Annotated in this window: 14 protein-coding genes, 3 tRNA genes and 1 pseudogene; 6 read left to right on the top strand and 12 right to left on the bottom strand. The window is 36.8% G+C overall.

Annotation, left to right across the window (positions count from 1 at the left end):
- The 5 genes and pseudogenes from RMA94_RS17380 to RMA94_RS17360 all read right to left on the bottom strand — a co-directional run bounded on the left by RMA94_RS17380 (window position 1) and on the right by RMA94_RS17360 (window position 6,986).
- Window positions 1-858 carry a hypothetical protein gene (locus RMA94_RS17380; RefSeq protein WP_009390364.1) on the bottom strand — a complete coding sequence of 286 codons (858 nt, stop codon included), beginning with the start codon at window positions 856-858 and terminating at the stop codon, window positions 1-3.
- 28 nt (window positions 859-886) lie between these two features.
- Entirely contained in the window at window positions 887-1,660 is a 774-nt protein-coding gene (locus RMA94_RS17375; RefSeq protein ID WP_311083835.1) for a hypothetical protein, read from the bottom strand.
- A gap of 280 nt (window positions 1,661-1,940) precedes the next feature.
- Complete coding sequence (locus RMA94_RS17370) at window positions 1,941-3,137, bottom strand: integrase arm-type DNA-binding domain-containing protein (RefSeq protein ID WP_311083834.1); 1,197 nt, start codon at window positions 3,135-3,137, stop codon at window positions 1,941-1,943.
- 488 nt (window positions 3,138-3,625) lie between these two features.
- The gene (locus RMA94_RS17365) at window positions 3,626-5,428 is read right to left on the bottom strand and encodes an aminopeptidase P family protein (RefSeq protein ID WP_311083833.1); all 1,803 of its coding nucleotides are present in this window, start codon (window positions 5,426-5,428) and stop codon (window positions 3,626-3,628) included.
- A pseudogene (locus tag RMA94_RS17360) lies at window positions 5,425-6,986 on the bottom strand (peptide MFS transporter). Before RMA94_RS17360 ends, RMA94_RS17365 begins: the two are co-directional and overlap by 4 nt.
- A 761-nt stretch (window positions 6,987-7,747) precedes the next feature.
- Here RMA94_RS17360 and glnA point away from each other — a divergent pair.
- The 5 genes from glnA to RMA94_RS17335 all read left to right on the top strand — a co-directional run bounded on the left by glnA (window position 7,748) and on the right by RMA94_RS17335 (window position 12,540).
- Window positions 7,748-9,163, top strand: a complete 1,416-nt coding sequence (gene glnA / locus RMA94_RS17355) for a type I glutamate--ammonia ligase (protein WP_002052696.1) — start codon at window positions 7,748-7,750, stop codon at window positions 9,161-9,163.
- A 125-nt stretch (window positions 9,164-9,288) separates the two neighbouring features.
- Window positions 9,289-9,798 carry a chorismate lyase gene (locus tag RMA94_RS17350; protein WP_311083832.1) on the top strand — a complete coding sequence of 170 codons (510 nt, stop codon included), beginning with the start codon at window positions 9,289-9,291 and terminating at the stop codon, window positions 9,796-9,798.
- Complete coding sequence (gene ubiA, locus RMA94_RS17345) at window positions 9,795-10,673, top strand: 4-hydroxybenzoate octaprenyltransferase (RefSeq protein WP_311083831.1); 879 nt, start codon at window positions 9,795-9,797, stop codon at window positions 10,671-10,673. The genes RMA94_RS17350 and ubiA overlap by 4 nt, the downstream gene beginning before the upstream one ends.
- Before the next feature lie 109 nt (window positions 10,674-10,782).
- Complete coding sequence (locus tag RMA94_RS17340; protein ID WP_311083830.1) at window positions 10,783-12,228, top strand: lipase family protein; 1,446 nt, start codon at window positions 10,783-10,785, stop codon at window positions 12,226-12,228.
- 111 nt (window positions 12,229-12,339) lie between these two features.
- Window positions 12,340-12,540 carry a hypothetical protein gene (locus RMA94_RS17335; RefSeq protein ID WP_311083829.1) on the top strand — a complete coding sequence of 67 codons (201 nt, stop codon included), beginning with the start codon at window positions 12,340-12,342 and terminating at the stop codon, window positions 12,538-12,540.
- A 4-nt stretch (window positions 12,541-12,544) separates the two neighbouring features.
- Here RMA94_RS17335 and RMA94_RS17330 read toward each other — a convergent pair whose 3' ends face one another.
- From RMA94_RS17330 to RMA94_RS17305, 6 genes are all read right to left on the bottom strand, one after another.
- The gene (locus tag RMA94_RS17330) at window positions 12,545-12,988 is read right to left on the bottom strand and encodes a DUF2726 domain-containing protein (RefSeq protein WP_130173425.1); all 444 of its coding nucleotides are present in this window, start codon (window positions 12,986-12,988) and stop codon (window positions 12,545-12,547) included.
- Window positions 12,989-13,044: 56 nt separating this feature from the next.
- Window positions 13,045-13,120: transfer RNA gene (locus RMA94_RS17325), tRNA-Asn, on the bottom strand.
- A 180-nt stretch (window positions 13,121-13,300) separates the two neighbouring features.
- Window positions 13,301-13,376: transfer RNA gene (locus RMA94_RS17320), tRNA-Asn, on the bottom strand.
- Between the two features lie 8 nt (window positions 13,377-13,384).
- A tRNA-Asn gene (locus RMA94_RS17315) sits at window positions 13,385-13,460 on the bottom strand.
- 147 nt (window positions 13,461-13,607) lie between these two features.
- Window positions 13,608-14,234 (bottom strand): superoxide dismutase, encoded by a 627-nt coding sequence (locus RMA94_RS17310; protein WP_000208083.1) that lies wholly within the window; start codon window positions 14,232-14,234, stop codon window positions 13,608-13,610.
- Window positions 14,235-14,379: 145 nt separating this feature from the next.
- A complete protein-coding gene (locus tag RMA94_RS17305) occupies window positions 14,380-15,138 on the bottom strand; it encodes a Nif3-like dinuclear metal center hexameric protein (RefSeq protein WP_311083828.1) in 759 nt (252 codons plus the stop codon).
- Window positions 15,139-15,332: 194 nt separating this feature from the next.
- On the opposite strand from RMA94_RS17305, the gene RMA94_RS17300 reads away from it, so the two are divergent.
- Window positions 15,333-16,508 (top strand): trypsin-like peptidase domain-containing protein, encoded by a 1,176-nt coding sequence (locus RMA94_RS17300; RefSeq protein ID WP_311083827.1) that lies wholly within the window; start codon window positions 15,333-15,335, stop codon window positions 16,506-16,508.
- 43 nt (window positions 16,509-16,551) lie between these two features.
- On the opposite strand, the gene RMA94_RS17295 is transcribed toward RMA94_RS17300, so the two are convergent.
- Complete coding sequence (locus RMA94_RS17295; RefSeq protein ID WP_017398614.1) at window positions 16,552-17,790, bottom strand: multifunctional CCA addition/repair protein; 1,239 nt, start codon at window positions 17,788-17,790, stop codon at window positions 16,552-16,554.
- Between the last annotated feature and the right edge of the window lie 41 nt (window positions 17,791-17,831).

Below are 17,831 nucleotides of genomic sequence, written 5' to 3'. Positions count from 1 at the left end.
TTATTTCTCATCTTTGTCTATTAGATTTACAAAGCTTTCACCTTTCAAAATTAGGAAATCTTCTTTGTGGTTTTTTTCAGTAATTTTAATAAAAATATATTTACCATTGTAATACTCAATTTTCAGATCATGAGATATCTGGAATGTTGATTGTATTTTGTTTAAAAAAATTTCTTCATTTTTTGTTTGTGGGAGAGTGTTTATTTTGGAGTAAATAATAAATATCTTAAATAATATAAAAAATATAACTAAAATTGTTAATAGACTAAGAATCAATAAAACAAAAAAATTAAAATTTAAATTATTAAAATAATTATCTATCGCAATTTGCCGTTCAGTCTTTGTTGGTTTGTTATTGTCGCTAAAGTTTCTTAATATATATAATATTGTGATAATTGATAATATTTCGTAAAAGTAATATAGAGAGAAGAGTTCAGCTACAAATTGTATTATAGTGAATAAAAATGGTGTGGTTTCTTTAAATATAGGTTCTATTAAATAAATGTAAATAATGCAAACTCCAAGAATAAGTAAAACTACAAATCTATTTCTTATATTATATATAATGTTTTTAAAACTCCATCCGTATTTAATTTTCATATCAAAATTATAGTATTTGTAAATAACTAAATAACATAAGAAACTAAATGAAATTATAAAAGAAATAAATAATCCATCAGGAATAACTTGCTCAACTGCAAAAAAACGTACAAAAGATGGGTCAATTGAATAAAGTTTAAAAATTTGAAATATACCACCTAGTAAGGCAGGTATAAAAACTATAATACTCCAATGTTCTTTATAGAAATCCATCTCCTTCCAAAATGGTTTCTTTTTTTGGGGTTCTAAACTAAACATAAATCTCCATAAAGTAAATTATTTGATTCTAGATTTCGTGCACTAAACTATCAGTATCGATATATTTTGGTAATTTAATTACTTCCTCAATATTTTCAAATGGGATATTCTGACCCCGTCCTACATCATCACCAGGTTCTATACTTTTATCTAATAAACACATCCAATAAGTAAGCAAATAATTATCAATATACTTCGTAGGTTTTTCTACCCAGAATTTAACAACAGTTGGATGTAATTTTTCGATTAAATCACTATAAATTGGTGAATTATGGGCGACATCGTAAAAAATTTCTGAAAGATTTAAAAATGATCTTTGTTCTGTAAGTGCGCATGCATCTTCTTTACGATAAAAACCAAATGGACCCAAAGAGGTAGTACCGGTGCTATAATATAGAGGGCCATGTTTCTGTGAATCTTTTGCTAACATCTGGCTTTCATAATCTGAAATACCTAAATCAGGATACTGTGAATGTATATTAGCAACAAAATTAACAATACCATCCTTAGAATTTAAAAGTCCTTTTGAAAACCATTCTTTAGTACCATCAGAACCAGTTCGATGATAAAAAAATATCTTAAAAACAGGATTTGAAATATCTAATGGGTCCGATCCCAAAAACCCAATAATTCCCATTAAAAAATAAGTTTGATGATGACTTTCCTGATATTCTCTATAAACTATTTTTAATTTTCTCCATTTAGAACGAATATGTTCCTTAGTTGTTTGGTAATATCTCGCGAGCGTATTTAATGCATCTTCATCATCATCATAGCTGAATATAAATAGTTCATCGGACATAAAGTTTAACCCCAAAAGTTAATAATTCTAAAGCATTCTTAATTAAAAATCTTAATGTATCGTTTTATCTACACGATCAGTCCATGATAGCATCATCATAAATCGATTAACTTCGAGACATACTTACAATAATATAATTATTTCTCAAACCCAATGACCAACCGATTTCTTTATAGAATGGTTCCCCATACTTAATTGTGTGTTCGATATAAAAGTAAACCCAATCTTTCATTTGCTAATTCTCAATTATTTAGTAAGTGATTTTACATTTAAGGGCTTCTTAACTGGCCCAACTATCAACAATATCTGCCCAGTCTTGCAACATTTTGCGTCTGCTTTCTAAATACTTTGCATGGTTATAAGTAGCACGAGTTTTGTTACCATCCGCATGTGCTAATTGTTTTTCAATCCACTTATCATCGTAGTCTTTTTCATTTAAAAGCGTGGAAGCTGTAGCACGAAAATCATGTGCCGTTACATCAGATAAGCCAATATAATCAAGCATTTTATTCATTGTGGTAGCTGAAAGCATTCCATCTTGATAAATGGCAGGGAATACATATTCACGATTACCAACTAGACTACGTTGCTCTTGAAGAATGTTGAAGACCTGATCAGACATAGGGACGATATGTATGCGCTTCTTTTTCATCATCTCTTTGGGGAATGTGATAGTTCTAGCTTCGAAATCAACATAATCCCATTTCATACGTCGAATCTCGATAGTCCTAAGCATTGAGTAGAGCATTACAAGTCCAGCATTTCGAACTGTAGTAGAACCGCCATAATTACTTAATTTATTTCTAAGTTGTGCAGCCTCATGCTTTTCCATTGGTCTTGCATGTTCTATGTCAGGCCGTTCAACAACGTTTTTGACTGCGTATGTTGGATCATACTCAGCTCTAAGTGTGGCGATCGCATAACGCATAACGCCACCAATAAAAGTACGATTTTGGATTGCTGATACTTCTCCGGTACCATGGTTTTTTTGACGCTTAACTCGTGCAATCGTCTTTTTCATAATTGTCAAAACGTCTGCTGAGGTGACTTCTTTAATATCTTTATCGCCAATAACTTTTAAAATATCTTTATCTAGGGCGCGTTGAAAAGCTTCCTGGTATCTCTCTGAACGATTATTTAATTTTTCAGCTTTATATTCTGCAGCAACATGTTTAAAGAGAACTCTATTTTCATACTCATCAGATTTAGCCTTTTTTTGGTTTTCTTTTTCTTCGATTGGATTTATACCACTTGCTACTAATGATTTAGCCTCATCTCGTTTTGTACGTGCTTCGGCTAAGCCAATAATAGGGTACTCACCTAAACTCATCATTTGAGTTTTCTTAAGCCACTGGAAACGATAGCGCCAATACTTCTTTCCATTAGGTTTAATTTCAATACACAACCCGTCTGAATCACCAATTCTATAAAGCTTTTCTTTTGGTTTTGCACTTCTGATTTTTGAGTCGCTTAACATGAAATCTTGAGTATCCGTTTTCGGTTTTTAAGGTCATACTCAAAATGATACTCAAGATTAGTGATTTTGCATAGTTTGTCTAGATTTGCTTAGATTTGTCTTTTTGATAATTTTCAATAATTTGCAGATTTATAAATTTTGCTAGATTTTCTTAGATTTGTTTAATACTTCTTTTCGATCATTAGAAGCATGATGAACTTAACCTCATGATAATTAAAATATATTTAATAAGTGACTAAAATAGTTACCCATATTGATACCCGTTTTCAGAAAAGGCTTTTTAGGTTTTAAAATAAGAAGCCGCTTTCTAATGGGCTAATATAGCAAAAAAAGAAGTAACCAGTTTAACTATTTCATTCGTTAGAAATTTGCAGAAAAAAGGCTTTAAGAAGTGAGCCTTTTTGAAATGATATATAAGTACAACGCAGGCAGAATAACCTTCTATTGTAAATAAAAAACTATTCTGCCTTACTTAATTAAAAAGAAGATTAAATTTTACGTGTGTTATAAATCAGCCAATCTAAAACATCGCCCGACAAGTGTTCAGCTAGTCTTTCTTGAACAGTTTGGTGGTAACCATTTAACCAGTCTTTCTCTTCATCATTAAGCATATCGACCACAATACAATCTAAATGAATCGGGAAAAGGGTCAGCGTTTCAAACTCTAAGAAATCGCCGTAGGTTTTCTCAAACCCTGAGTGAAGTCTGTTTGCAACCAGATTCTCAATACGAATACCATATTGTCCCTCATGGTATAAGCCTGGCTCGTTAGAAATAATCATTCCTTCACGCAATTTGCTGTAGGCATGGATAGGCGCGTAATAAGAAAGAACTTGCGGGCCTTCATGAACGTTAAGTGCAAAGCCCACGCCGTGGCCTGTTCCATGTCGATAATCTAGACCATGTTGCCATAAAGTATTACGACAAATTGAATCAAGTAGTGGTGCAGCTAAACCTTCTGGATAAATCGTTTTTGCTAAAGCAATATGACATTTTAAAACCAGAGTATAGTCACGTTTTTGTTGCCCTGTTGGCGTGCCTACAGGAACAACACGAGTAATATCCGTTGTTCCATCAACATACTGGCCGCCAGAGTCAATGAGTAATAGACCATCACCTTCGATAAATGAATAGTGCTCTTCAGTTGCACGGTAGTGGGGTAGAGCACCATTAGCATTAAAGCCAGCAATCGTTGAAAAACTCGGTCCTATAAATCCATCTTGCTGAGCACGGAAAGCCGTAATTTTCTCATCAATAGTGAGTTCTGAAATGCTTTCACCATGATGACGTGCTTTTTCTAACCAGTGGAAAAAGTGGCAAAGAGCGACTCCATCTTTAACCATTGCGTGACGGATATGAGCAATTTCGCTTTCATGTTTACACGATTTAAAAAGTGTACTTGGGTTGATGTCGTAAACAACCTGAATATCTTTTGCGATGGCTTGTTCATGAAAAATCGAGACTTTGGCTGGATCTAAAAGTACAGAGGTATCAGAGATATTCGATAAAAACTTAGCGGTATCTTCGTAGTTACGAATTTCAATACCATCGGCTGCTAAAGCTTGTTGAATGCTTACATCAACTTTTTCAGCATCAATAAAAAGAATAGCTTGCTCTGCATTAATATAAAAATGAGAAAGAAAAACAGGGTTATATTCTACATCTTGCCCACGTGCATTTAGGACCCATGCAATATCATCTAAAGATGAAATAAAATGACCCGCAATATTCTTGTTAGCTAAGCTTTCGCGAATTGCCTGAATTTTTTCTTTACGTGAGAGGGCATTTAACCCTTCAGGCATTAAATGGATTTTTTCTGATGGAAGTTCAGGACGGTCTAACCAAAACTCTCCGACTAAATCTTGCTGGGTTTCAAGTTTATAATTCTTAACTCGTGCAGTATGTTCGAGCGCCTTAAATTGTTGAATGGATAATGTTTGGCCATTTACTGAAATGACCGAACCAGTTGGTAGATTTTTCTCAATCCACGCGAGATGTGTAGAAGTTTCATCACTGGTCAGTTTTTGTAATTGAAAGCCAGTTCCAGCGAGTTGTTGTTCTGCTTGTACCCAATAGCGACCATCCGCCCATAGACCTGCAAACTTTTGGGTCACAACAAGCGTACCAACAGAACCACTAAAACCGCTTAACCACTGCCTTGCTTTCCAGTAGTCTGGTAAATATTCTGACATATGGGGATCGGCACTCATCACAATCAAAGCATCAATATGCTGATTGCGCATGAGTTGACGAAGTTTCTCAAGTTTTTCTGGAACAGTTAAAACGCTCATATAGTTTCCAACTCAGGTTGAACTTTACTGGTACTTTTGTTCATTAATCTATTAATAGGTTTCTTTAATAAAAATAACACGATTGCACCAACGACTAATGCCAAAACGCATCGCATAAAGAGATTCGGTAAATGATCAATATTATCTGCTGATACATGCCCGCCAATAAGACCAGCGATGAGATTACCTAAAGCTGTGCCAGTAAACCATAGCCCCATAATTTGACCGCGTATGACATCAGGTGCAAGTTTAGTCATGGTTGATAGCCCAATTGGGCTTAAACACAGTTCTCCTATGGTAAGTAAAAATAAAGTTCCTACTAACCAAAATGGTGAAACTAGCCCGCCAGCAATTGCGAAACGACTAGCAAAAGACATAACAAGAAAGCCACCTGCAGCGAATAACAATGCAATAATAAATTTGCTGATATAGCTTGGGTCTTTATTTGATTTACCCAGTCTTGCCCAAAGCCATGCTGCAACTGGGGCAAAAATAATAATAAATAGGGCATTAATTGATTCAAACCATACAGTTGGAATCTCAAATCCAAAAAACATACGATTTGTATAGTCTTGTGCAAATAAAGTAAAAGTTGTGGGCTTTTGTTCGAAAGCTGACCAGAATAGGGCAGAGGCTGCTAATAAAACAAAACAAATAATAATTTTAAATTTGTCATGCTGCTCTAAATTCAGGAAAAGAAGTAAATATGCAAAATAAGCAATAATGCCGATGCCAATCCCAACTGTTAAATAAGTTGCTACCTCGACCGGATTGATATGAATGACACCAAATAAGGTAAGAGCAATAACGACTGCAACAGATAGTAAAAAGGAGAAAGCAATTTTTGGTGCATTTTTGTTTTGCACGACAGGTTTATTCCAATTGTCATTTTCTTGACGTAACTCATTAAAAGTTTGTAACTGAGGAACAGCCAATACACGAAAAATAAGTAATGCAACTAACATCCCAAGGCCACCGATTCCAAAACCTAAGTGCCAGTTATGATCACGTGCTAATAAGCCTGTAAGAAGAGGAGCAATAAAAGAACCTAAATTAATTCCCATATAAAAAATGGAAAAACCAGCATCGCGCCTACTATCCTGAGCTTTGTATAATGTTCCCACAATTACGGAAATACAGGTTTTAAATAATCCTGAGCCAATAACAATAAGGACTAAACCGAAATAAAAAAAGAATTGATCAAAAATGGTAGTGAGGGCAATTGATAAATGACCTAGTGCAATAATAATGGAACCATACCAGACCGATCGTGCCTGACCTAACCAGTTGTCGGCAATCCAACCACCAAAAACAGTCATTAAATACATAGAGCCTGCAAATAACCCAACAATTGCTGCAGCGGTTGGACGGTCAAGTGCTAGCCCACCGTCATTCACCATAGCAACCATATAAAGAACGAGTAAAGGCCGAATTCCATAATAAGAAAATCTTTCCCAAAGTTCTGTAAAAAATAAAGTTTTTAGTGGTTTTGGATGACCGAAAAATGCTTTATCAGATTGTTCAAGTTCATGTTTCATTATTCAAATCCTTGAATGATTTTATGTTTTTTATAAACATAACTTTTAGTTTGTTTATTTATAACCAAAATTTATGTTTTTATTTTTTAGATTTTTTAAAATGAAAAAGCAAGTTGGTCATGTATAAAAAAGGTATATAACAAATGGTAAAAAATTAGAAAATTGAAATTATCAGTCGAAAAGATTCCTCTTGATGCACCAAAGCTGACCAGACCAGCCCTAGCGTAAAACTACGATAAGAAAAATTAAATTAACACTTTAAAACCTCAACCTTTCTATGGATGGACAGTGAAGAGTGGTAATTGATGTTATTTAAAAAAATTGTGTAGAGTTACTTAGAAATCGTATTTATGTTCAAACTTTTTTGGCAAGGGCATATTGTAGATACCATCGTCTAATTTAGAAATTAACAGTTCCATCGGGAATAGATTATTATTTTTAAGCATTACAGTAAGAAAGTCAGATTTCTATATAAGAAAGTATTATGATCACAAATTACTGTTAGATATTGATGCGGTGATTCATATTAGCGCAACAATTTTGCACTAAATTAGGGCGATTGCGAGCTATTCTTGTATGCCATAATTTGAAAATGTCTGAATATGGTGCATTTAACTATGCAAACAGTATAATGGGTTCAAGACAAGGGGCCTAAATCATGGATAGTTATAAGCAATTCAATGTTTTAGGTAAGTCTTATAAAGTTGGTATGAGAATTGCTATATAAATACCAGCAACTAACACGCACTTAACAAGTGCAACAAAATTTCATTGGAGCAAAATGAGCATGGCGAACAAGGTCCTTCAACTCATACAAGAAAGTGGCGCAAAATGGGTCGATTTTCGCTTTACTGATACTAAGGGTAAAGAACAGCACGTAACTTACCCAGCTGATTCTATTGATGAAGATACTTTTGAAGACGGTAAAATGTTTGATGGTTCTTCAATCGCTGGTTGGAAAGGCATTGAAGCATCTGACATGATTTTACGTCCAGATGCGGAAACTGGTTTTATCGACCCGTTCTTTGCTGAACCAACTGTAGTTGTGACTTGTGACGTTATTGAACCTTCAACTGGTCAAGGTTATGAGCGTGACCCACGTTCGATTGCTCGCCGTGCAGAAGAATACTTAAAATCTACAGGTATCGGTGATACTGCATTCTTTGGTCCAGAACCAGAATTCTTTGTATTTGACGAAGTGAAATGGGACATCGATATGTCTGGCGCTCGTCATACATTAATCGCTGAAGAAGCTGCTTGGTCTACTGGTAAAGACTACGAGTCTGGTAACTCTGGTCACCGTCCACGTGTTAAAGGCGGTTACTTCCCAGTTCCTCCAGTTGATTCTTCACAAGATATGCGTGCAGAAATGTGTGCAAAAATCGAAGACATTATGGGCCCAGGTCGTGTAGAAGTACATCACCACGAAGTTGCTTCTTGCCAGTTAGAAATTGGTGTGAGCTTCAATACACTTGTACGTAAAGCTGACGAAGTTCAACAGTTCAAATATGCTGTTTGGAACGTTGCACATCAATATGCAAAAACTGCAACCTTTATGCCTAAACCAATGGTAGGTGATAACGGTTCTGGTATGCACGTTCATATGTCTATCTCTAAAGATGGCAAGAACTTGTTTGCTGGTGATGAATATGCAGGCCTTTCAGAAATGGCATTGTATTTCATCGGTGGTATCATCAAGCACGCTCGTGCATTGAATGCAATCACAAACCCATCTACAAACTCATACAAGCGTTTGGTTCCTCACTTCGAAGCACCAATTATGCTTGCTTACTCAGCACGTAACCGTTCTGCTTCTATCCGTATTCCATACGTTTCTAGCCCTAAAGGTAAGCGTATCGAAGCTCGTTTCCCAGACCCAATGATGAACCCGTACTTAGGTTTCGCTGCATTGTTAATGGCTGGTATTGACGGTATTCAAAACAAGATCCATCCGGGCGAAGCTGCTGATAAGAACTTGTATGATCTTCCTCCAGAAGAAGAAGCAAAAATCCCAACAGTTGCTCATAGCTTAGATATGGCTCTTGAAGCACTTCAAGCAGATCACGAATTCTTGTTAAAAGGCGGCGTGTTCACTAAAGAAATGCTTGATGCATACATCGAACTTAAAACTGAAGATGTACGTCGTCTTAACACGACTACTCACCCAGTTGAATTCGATATGTACTACAGCTTGTAATACGTATTTCGTAAAAAAGCCTGCATATGCAGGCTTTTTTATTGCTTGGAATGTTGATTGAATTCTCTACGTTTTTTATCAAAAAATTGGAGTAAACTAAGTGCGAGTTTTCATGTGAGCAGATTATGCGTAAACGACAACCAGTACTTAAACAGGAAAAGGCTTTAAATCCTGAGTTGAAAATATGGTTGTATGCGTCTGGTTCTCTGACTCAACAATTAACTGAGCTTGGTGGTGGCCAGTTCAGCGTGAAGCCTTTTAAAGAACACTTTCAGCGTTTAACTTTGGCAGATAGTCAATGGATGAACATGCCTCATGCTCATACTTCATGGGTAAGGGAAACCTATTTATATGGTTGTGAAGCAGAGCCGTGGGTGAAAGCAAAAAGTATTTTTCCAATTCAAAGTTTACAAAAAAAAGCGCGTATATTTCAGCACATTGGGTCTAAGCCAATTGGCTTTTTTCTATTTCAGAGAACAACACCACTTTGTGACCGTCGTGTCATTCGTTTGCCTGAGGGCTGGACACGACAAAGTTGCTATACTTGGCATGGGTGTAAATTTATTGTTCAAGAGACATTCTTACCGGCTTTTGAAGCTTTTTTAAATCAGCAGCACGACAAGGAATTACTATGACGACTGCAACAGGTACAACATGGCGTCAGCGTTTAGAGGCTTATTATTATCTATGTCGATTTGATAAGCCCGTTGGAACAGAACTGGTGTTTTGGCCAACCATGTGGGCACTTTGGATTGCAGCAGAGGGAATGCCACCTCTACATATTCTTTTGGCGATGGTATTAGGTACAATTTTTATGCGTGCCGCTGGCTGTGCAATTAATGACTTTGCTGATCGAAAAGTGGATGGACATGTTGAGCGTACGAAGACACGTCCTTTGGCAACAGGAGTAATTAGTCCAAGAGAAGCGGTGTATGTGTTTTTAGCATTAGTATTTGCCAGTGCTTGTACGCTGTTCTTTTTACCTATCGCGACGTTCTACTGTGCATTAGGGGGCTTGGCGTTAGCATTTATATATCCTTTTATGAAACGTTATACCCATTTACCGCAAGTCGTGTTAGGTATGGCATTTTCTTGGGGTATTCCAATGTCATTTACTGCAATGGGTAAGCCTTTAGATATAACGTGTTGGCTAATTTATTTTGGTAATCTGGCTTGGACAGTGGCTTTTGACACTCAATATGCAATTACGGACCGTGAATATGATTTAAAAATTGGTGTGAAATCTACCGCTATTCTTTTTGGTCGATATGACATCCAGATTATTGCTCTTTTACAAGCAACTAGTCTTGTTTTGATTGGTACTGCATTATATTTAGAAAATATCTTATTCCCATGGGCAATTATTGCTTTAGTTGTAGTGACCTTTGATTTTGTATATCAAACAATTAAAACCAAAGACCGCAACCCTCAAGTATGTTTTTGGGCATTTCGTCACAATCGCTGGGTTGGATTAATCATTTTTCTAGGAATATTTTTAAATTTCATATAGTAAAAATGACCGTGAGGTTGAAAAGTGTTCTATGCAGAGCACTTTTTTTATGTCTTAATATTTGTGCATAAAAATATGCGGAATAAATAACACATAAAAAGGATATTCTATGAAACGGTCAAAAATTGCTTTAGCTATAACATTATCAATTTCAGCATTATTTCTTACAGCGTGTAATGACGATGATGATGACTATACAGGGATAGATACAAATAAAGCTTATGTCTCAGAAAGTAATTACGCAATTGATAAAGTTGATAATGCTTCAACGATCAAAGTAATGACTTATAACATGGCAAATGTTCAAGGAAAAACAGCAACTGCTACAGCAATGGTACTGTTTCCAAAAGCAACACAACCGAAAGATGGTTATCGTGTAGTGGTATGGGAACATGGAACTGTTGGGGTGGGTGATGGTTGTGCACCAAGCAAAAATACTATTAATCCGCGGTTTAAAATCCTTGCTGAGTCTTTATTAGCGGCGGGTTATGTGATTGTGGCACCAGATTATGAGGGTTTAGGCACACCAGGGGTACATCCGTACTTAAACTTATCTAGCGAAGCAAAATCAGCATTAGCTGCAGTTAAAGCAGTAAAAGAGCATTACGGTGCTCAGTTAAAAGGTGATTGGATGTCGATTGGTCAGTCTCAAGGTGGCCATGCATCATTGGGTACCGCTGAGTTTGCTAATACGGATGTAAGTTATAAAGGTGCTGTAGCCGGAGCACCTGCATCAAGTTTGGGAACAATCATTCAAATTTATATTGACCCACAATTTAATCTTGATGCAACTGGAAAACCTAAGCAAGTAAATAAATTGGATGAGAACTTATTACAAGTTCGTTATGCACTAGCTAATAAATTGATTACAGAAGCTGAAGGTCAGGCGATGATTGACCAAATTGCTGATGGTTATGCTGAATTGTTAGCATATGCAGCCTTAGCAAGTGCGGGCATTAAAGCACAACAACCAAACTATGATTTGAAGGCAATTTTTACATCGGGAGCAGCTGACATTGCGGAATTGGCTTATGGTCGTACAGGGGATGATGGTGCTTGTTTAAGTTACCCTACACCTGATAGTGCAAATGGTTTACAAGCGAAGTTTAAGGCGGGTATTTTAGCTTACTTGGCAGACCCTACGCATCAAATTGCACAGTATGGTATTGATCTGAATAAATTCAAAGCAGACCAAGTTGTTCAAAACTTTTTGACAGCGACCCAGCCTGCGACAAATGCTACAGCCGAGAAAGTTATTAAAACACCGGTATTTATTATTCAAGGCGAAAAAGATCAAGCGGTGTTGCCTGTGGTAACGCAAAGCTTATTCACGAATATGAAAGCGAATGCTTTGAAGTTTTTCCCACAAGCAGCTTACGATAAGGGCTATAACTTAACAATTGTACCGAATGCAACTCATACACAAGCAATCGTATGTCAAAATGCCAATGCTGTAGATTTCATTCAAGCTAATATGTCAGCGGGTACGGGTATTGTGCTGACTGATGCACAGAAAGATGCCAGCCAAAGTCCACACTGCACAGGTAAATTCTAAGATTTATTTGTTTAATTAGAAATTAGCTTAAAAAAGAGCCACTTTATAGTGGCTCTTTTTGTTATATTGTTACGCATTCTGAAATCGATACTATTTGAGTTTGAAGAACTTATGAGCCAGCAACCTGTTGAAAAAAAATCTGTTCCTTGGTTATTAATGGGGTTAGGTTTACTTATTCCTTTACTAATTATTGGAATACTTTTCTTGGCTGCAAAAAGTGATGCTAAGAATAAAAAACAATATGAACAGCAGCGTTTAGAGATGGCAAAAAGAATAGCTGAGAAAGAAGCTGCAAATTCTGAAACCAATTAGCTTGTTAATGAATATCCTTTTGTAATTGGCGTACGGTAGGAATATTTGTGTAACGCTTTACAAGGTAACCTGCTTCAGTGAGCATTTGATCACGAATACGGTCATCTTCTACTTTTTCAAGATGGGTAGGGTCATCTAGCTCAATAATGGCCATGACTTCCATATTATCATTTAGTACAACAAAGTCAGTGACTTTACGGTTAAACTGACTACGAATTTTATAGTCATTACTGGTAATTAATGCACTAAAAGCCACTTGTGCTAACACATGATAATTTGGAAAACTTTGTTTTAAACGTATAAACATTTGAGTTTCAAAATTTGTAATGACAGGACGAGCAAAGAATTTTTGTCTTGGAAATAAATATGGACGTAAACAGACAACAAGAAAAATACAGGTGCTTATGCAACCCAAAACAATAAAAAATAAATGACTCGATTCGAACATGTTAAAGCATCATACAAATAAAAACCCACTCATGATGAGTGGGTTTTTAAGAATCTTGGCTCTCCCACCTGGGCTCGAACCAGGGACCTGCGGATTAACAGTCCGTCGCTCTACCGACTGAGCTATGGGAGAATCTGGAAAAGGATTTTAGGCAGGAAAGGGGTCTGGGTCAAGCCTTAATAGCAGAATTAAAGAGAATATCTAACCGATTGGTTTAAAAATACTCGAAACGTTGATTTTATTAAGAATAATAAAAAGTATTAAAAAATCAGAAAAGAAAAAGCCCGCAATAAATGCGGGCTTTTAGAATCTTGGCTCTCCCACCTGGGCTCGAACCAGGGACCTGCGGATTAACAGTCCGTCGCTCTACCGACTGAGCTATGGGAGATTAGTAGATGGCTCTCCAACCTGGGCTCGAACCAGGGACCTGCGGATTAACAGTCCGTCGCTCTACCGACTGAGCTATTGGAGAATCTGATGCGCATTTTATGGATGAAATCTAAAACCGTCAATAAGAATATTAAAGAAAATGAATCGTTTGCTTGATTAATATGCTTTTATTGTATTAAAAATAAAAAAAACCACCCAAAACAGGGTGGTTTTTCATAAAGAAATAAAATTATTTCTCTACACCTGCTGGTTGACCTGCAAGTTTTGCATTTGCATAGTCCCAGTTCACAAGGCTTTCTAAGAAAGTTGCGATGTATTTAGGACGTAAGTTACGGAAATCGATGTAATAAGCATGTTCCCATACGTCAATTGTTAATACAGCAATTTGACCATGTGCAAGTGGAGTGTCTGCATTAGAAGTTTTAGTAATAGATAATTTACCATTTACTTCATCAGCAACTAACCAAGCCCAACCTGAACCGAATTGAGTTGTTGCAGCAGCAGTAAATTCTTCTGCAAACTTTTCGTAGCTACCAAAAGCTTCGTCAATTTTAGCAGCGATTGCGCCAGTAGGCTTACCACCACCATTTGGCTTCATGCTGTTCCAGTAGAAAGTGTGGTTCCAAACTTGAGCAGCATTGTTGAAAATACCAGCTTTAGATGCATCACCAGCAGTTGCTTTAATGATTTCTTCTAAAGTTTTACCTTCAAGGTCAGTCCCTTTGATTAAGTTGTTTAAGTTAACAACATAGGTATTGTGGTGTTTATCGTGATGGTATTCTAAAGTTTCTTTACTAATATGTGGCGCTAAATCATCATAGCCATATGGAAGTGCAGGTAAAGTAATGGTTGTCATGTTCCTATTCCTTGCATTTGCTGGGTTATACAATTAAGTGGCTCTATTGTAAATGATTCTGGTCACAATAGGGCATCGTTTTAAAGAACTATACACAATAAAGATCTAATTAATACGCATAACACAGATTGAAAAAAAGACTTAATTAAATCGGATTATTCAATTCAAAATATTCAGCTTCAATTGAAAACTGTTTTGAGATCGCTTGTGCCAAACGCTGAACTCCATAACGCTCAGTAGCATGGTGACCACAGGCGAAATAGTGAACTCCTAATTCTTTTGCTTCATAAAAAGTTCGTTCACTGACTTCACCTGAAATGTAAGCATCACAATTTTGCAAAGCAGCTTTAGCAATAAAATCTTGAGCTCCACCTGTACAGAAGCCTACTTTTTGAATACTTTGTTTTTCTGCGGGCAAATGAATTACCTTAAAATCAAAACTGTTTTGTAGTTTTGTTTTAAATTCATCCACAGAAACTGCTTGCTCTAAATAACCAATATTACCAATTGGATGTTTCTCTGTTAAATCGAGTGGTTCTAAATTCTGCAAGTTTAGTTTTTCTGCAATGGCTACATTGTTACCCAAAGTTGGGTGGGCATCTAAAGGTAGGTGGTAAGCGAGTAATGAAATATTATTTTGAATGAGTTTTTTAATGCGATTGCCTCGCATTCCCGTAATTGGATACGGTTCGCCTTTCCAAAAATAACCATGATGTACGAGTAATAAATCTGCATTTTGAGCAATTGCTGCATCAATCGCATCTTCGGAAGCAGTAACCGCACAAACGATACGTCTTACTTCAGTTGAACCTTCAATTTGCAGGCCATTTGGTGCGTAATCTTTAAATTCTGCCGCTTTTAAGGTTTGGTCGCACCACTGAATAATTTCATGCAAATTCGCCATGATATTTCCTGAATTGAGTAGTAAATAATTGCTAAAGCTATAGAAACATATTTTGTTGTGTAACTAAAGCTAGACAAATCTTTTTTGACTTTTTTATGTATATCGACATATTTAATTTAAAATGCTTAACTGAAAACTCTTTTTGTTCAATATATTAATTTAATTAAAAACTTCTTTGCGTAGAGGATATGAACGTGCGCCGCACCTTTACATGGTTACCTTGGGTGTTACTTATTATTGTAATTGCCAGTTTTATTGCATGGCAAAAATACCATCAGCCGAAACCAACTGTTGCAGTTGATGGGGTGCAAATGCCTGCTGAGAAAGTTGAACCACTCGTTGATACTTCACGAACGGGCGGGGTGGTATCTTATAGCGCTGCGGTAAAAGTTGCAGCGCCAGCCGTTGTTAATATTTTTACGACCCAGAAAGTTAAACAAAATCATCCATTATTAAGTGATCCTGTCTTCCGCGAATTTTTTGGAAATCAGGTTCCTGAACAACAACAGCAAAATGAAAATAGCTTAGGCTCTGGGGTTATTGTACGAGCTGACGGTTATATTCTTACGAATAATCATGTGATTGCTCAAGCTGATCAAATTGTAGTGGCCTTACATGATGGACGTCGTGCAGAAGCAACGATTGTGGGAACAGACCCTGATACTGATTTAGCTGTAATTAAAATCGATCTAGATAAATTACCTGTATTGCCATTTAAGCTAAGTGGTAATGAAGTAGGTGATGTCGTCTTAGCAATCGGTAACCCATTTGGCGTTGGACAAACGGTAACTCAGGGTATTATTTCGGCGACTGAACGTTCTGATTTAGGTATCAATACCTATGAAGACTTTATTCAAACAGATGCTGCAATTAACCCAGGAAACTCTGGTGGAGCATTAATTGATGTTGCTGGGAATTTAATTGGTGTAAATACGGCTATTTTCTCTCAGTCAGGTGGTTCTTTAGGCATTGGTTTTGCTATTCCTGCTAAAGTTTGCCAACAAGTTTTAAACTCAATTTTAAAAGATGGCCGTGTCGTCCGTGGATGGTTAGGGATTAGTTTGGTACCGCCTACACAAGCAGATGTATTAGCACCTAAACAGCAAATTGGTGTTGTGGTCGCAGATGTCTTGAAAAATGGGCCAGCTGCATCAGCAGGTATTAAGATTGGTGATAAAATTATTCAGGTGAATAATGAGCAAATCACTTCAGCGTCTCATTTGATTAATTATGTTGCATTACAAGCACCTAATAGCGAAATTAATGTAATTGTTGAGCGAGATGGGAAGCAACAAAACTTTGTGGTGACAGTAGGGGAAAGAAAAAACCAAAATACTCAATCACAATTTATACCGCTGCCTAAACAGTAAAGATAAAAAAAGCCTTGTAATGAGGCTTTTTTCTTGGTGTCAATTAAGTATGAGATAGTGCTTGATGTTGATGTTTGAACTCAGTTAAAGCATCAATACGGTACTGAATGAGCATTTCACCAATCTCAGCACCTTTAATGTTTTCAGGTAAATCCTGAACTTTAATAGAGCGAACGATTTGCATCGCATCTAACATGTACTGAGCTTGAGGATACGGACGGTCTTCTAAACCTAGTCTTCCTTTAGCATCACATTCACATGCTTGTACAAATGCTTCCACTCTCTCAGGACGACGTAATACATCTAGACGCTGTAATAGACGCCATACAGTTCCTGGTTTTAACGACATAATCTGATGGCATTTTAGATGTTCTTTACACACTGATAATGCCAACTGTCGAGTTTGAGTTGGAACTTTTAAACGTTCACATAACTCGGTAACAGGTTTTACTCCACGTTCTTCATGCATGATGTGGCGAGGAAGTTCGTTAGCTGGAGTCAATGCTTTACCCAAATCATGTACTAAAACAGCAAATCGAACATCAAGTGAATAGTTTGATTTACAAGCTTGCTGTAACGACATTAAGGTATGTATGCCGCAGTCCACTTCAGGGTGATATTCAGGGCGCTGTGGTACACCAAATAATGCGTCAATTTCAGGGAAAAGATGTTTCAACGCCCCACAGTCACGCAATGTCTGAAAATAAACATCCGCATGATCTTCTAAAAGTGCGCGAGAAGTCTCTTTCCATACACGTTCTGGTGTTAAGGCATCAAGCTCACCTGACTCAGCCATGGTTTGCATAAGCTGCATGGTCTCTGGCGCAATCTGAAAACCATATGAAGAATAGCGAGCCGCAAAGCGTGCAACACGTAAAACACGTAAAGGATCTTCAGCAAAAGCTTCTGAAACATGACGCAAAGTTTTATTTTCTAAATCTGTTTGACCGCCATATGGGTCATATAGTTTGCCATCTTGATCCATTGCTATGGCATTGATGGTTAAATCACGGCGGATTAAATCTTCTTCTAAACTTACTGTGGTATCGGTAAAAAATTGAAAGCCGTGGTAGCCTTTACCAGATTTTCTTTCAGTACGTGCAAGTGCATATTCTTCTTTCGTTTCGGGATGAAGAAACACAGGAAAATCCTTGCCTACAGGTTGAAAACCTTGGGCGAGCATGTGTTCCGGCGTTGCACCGACAACAACATAATCTTTTTCTTGATAGGGATGCCCAAGTAAAAAATCACGGACGGCACCGCCTACTAAATACACTTGCATGAAAAAACCTCTATTCTTCAAGCAATCATGCTACAGAATAG

Source organism: Acinetobacter sp. V115_6 (assembly GCF_031799025.1).
In the GTDB taxonomy this organism is placed as follows: domain Bacteria; phylum Pseudomonadota; class Gammaproteobacteria; order Pseudomonadales; family Moraxellaceae; genus Acinetobacter; species Acinetobacter pittii.
The sequence above is the reverse complement of the archived record's forward strand: the minus strand, read 5'-3'. Positions and strand labels throughout refer to the sequence as shown.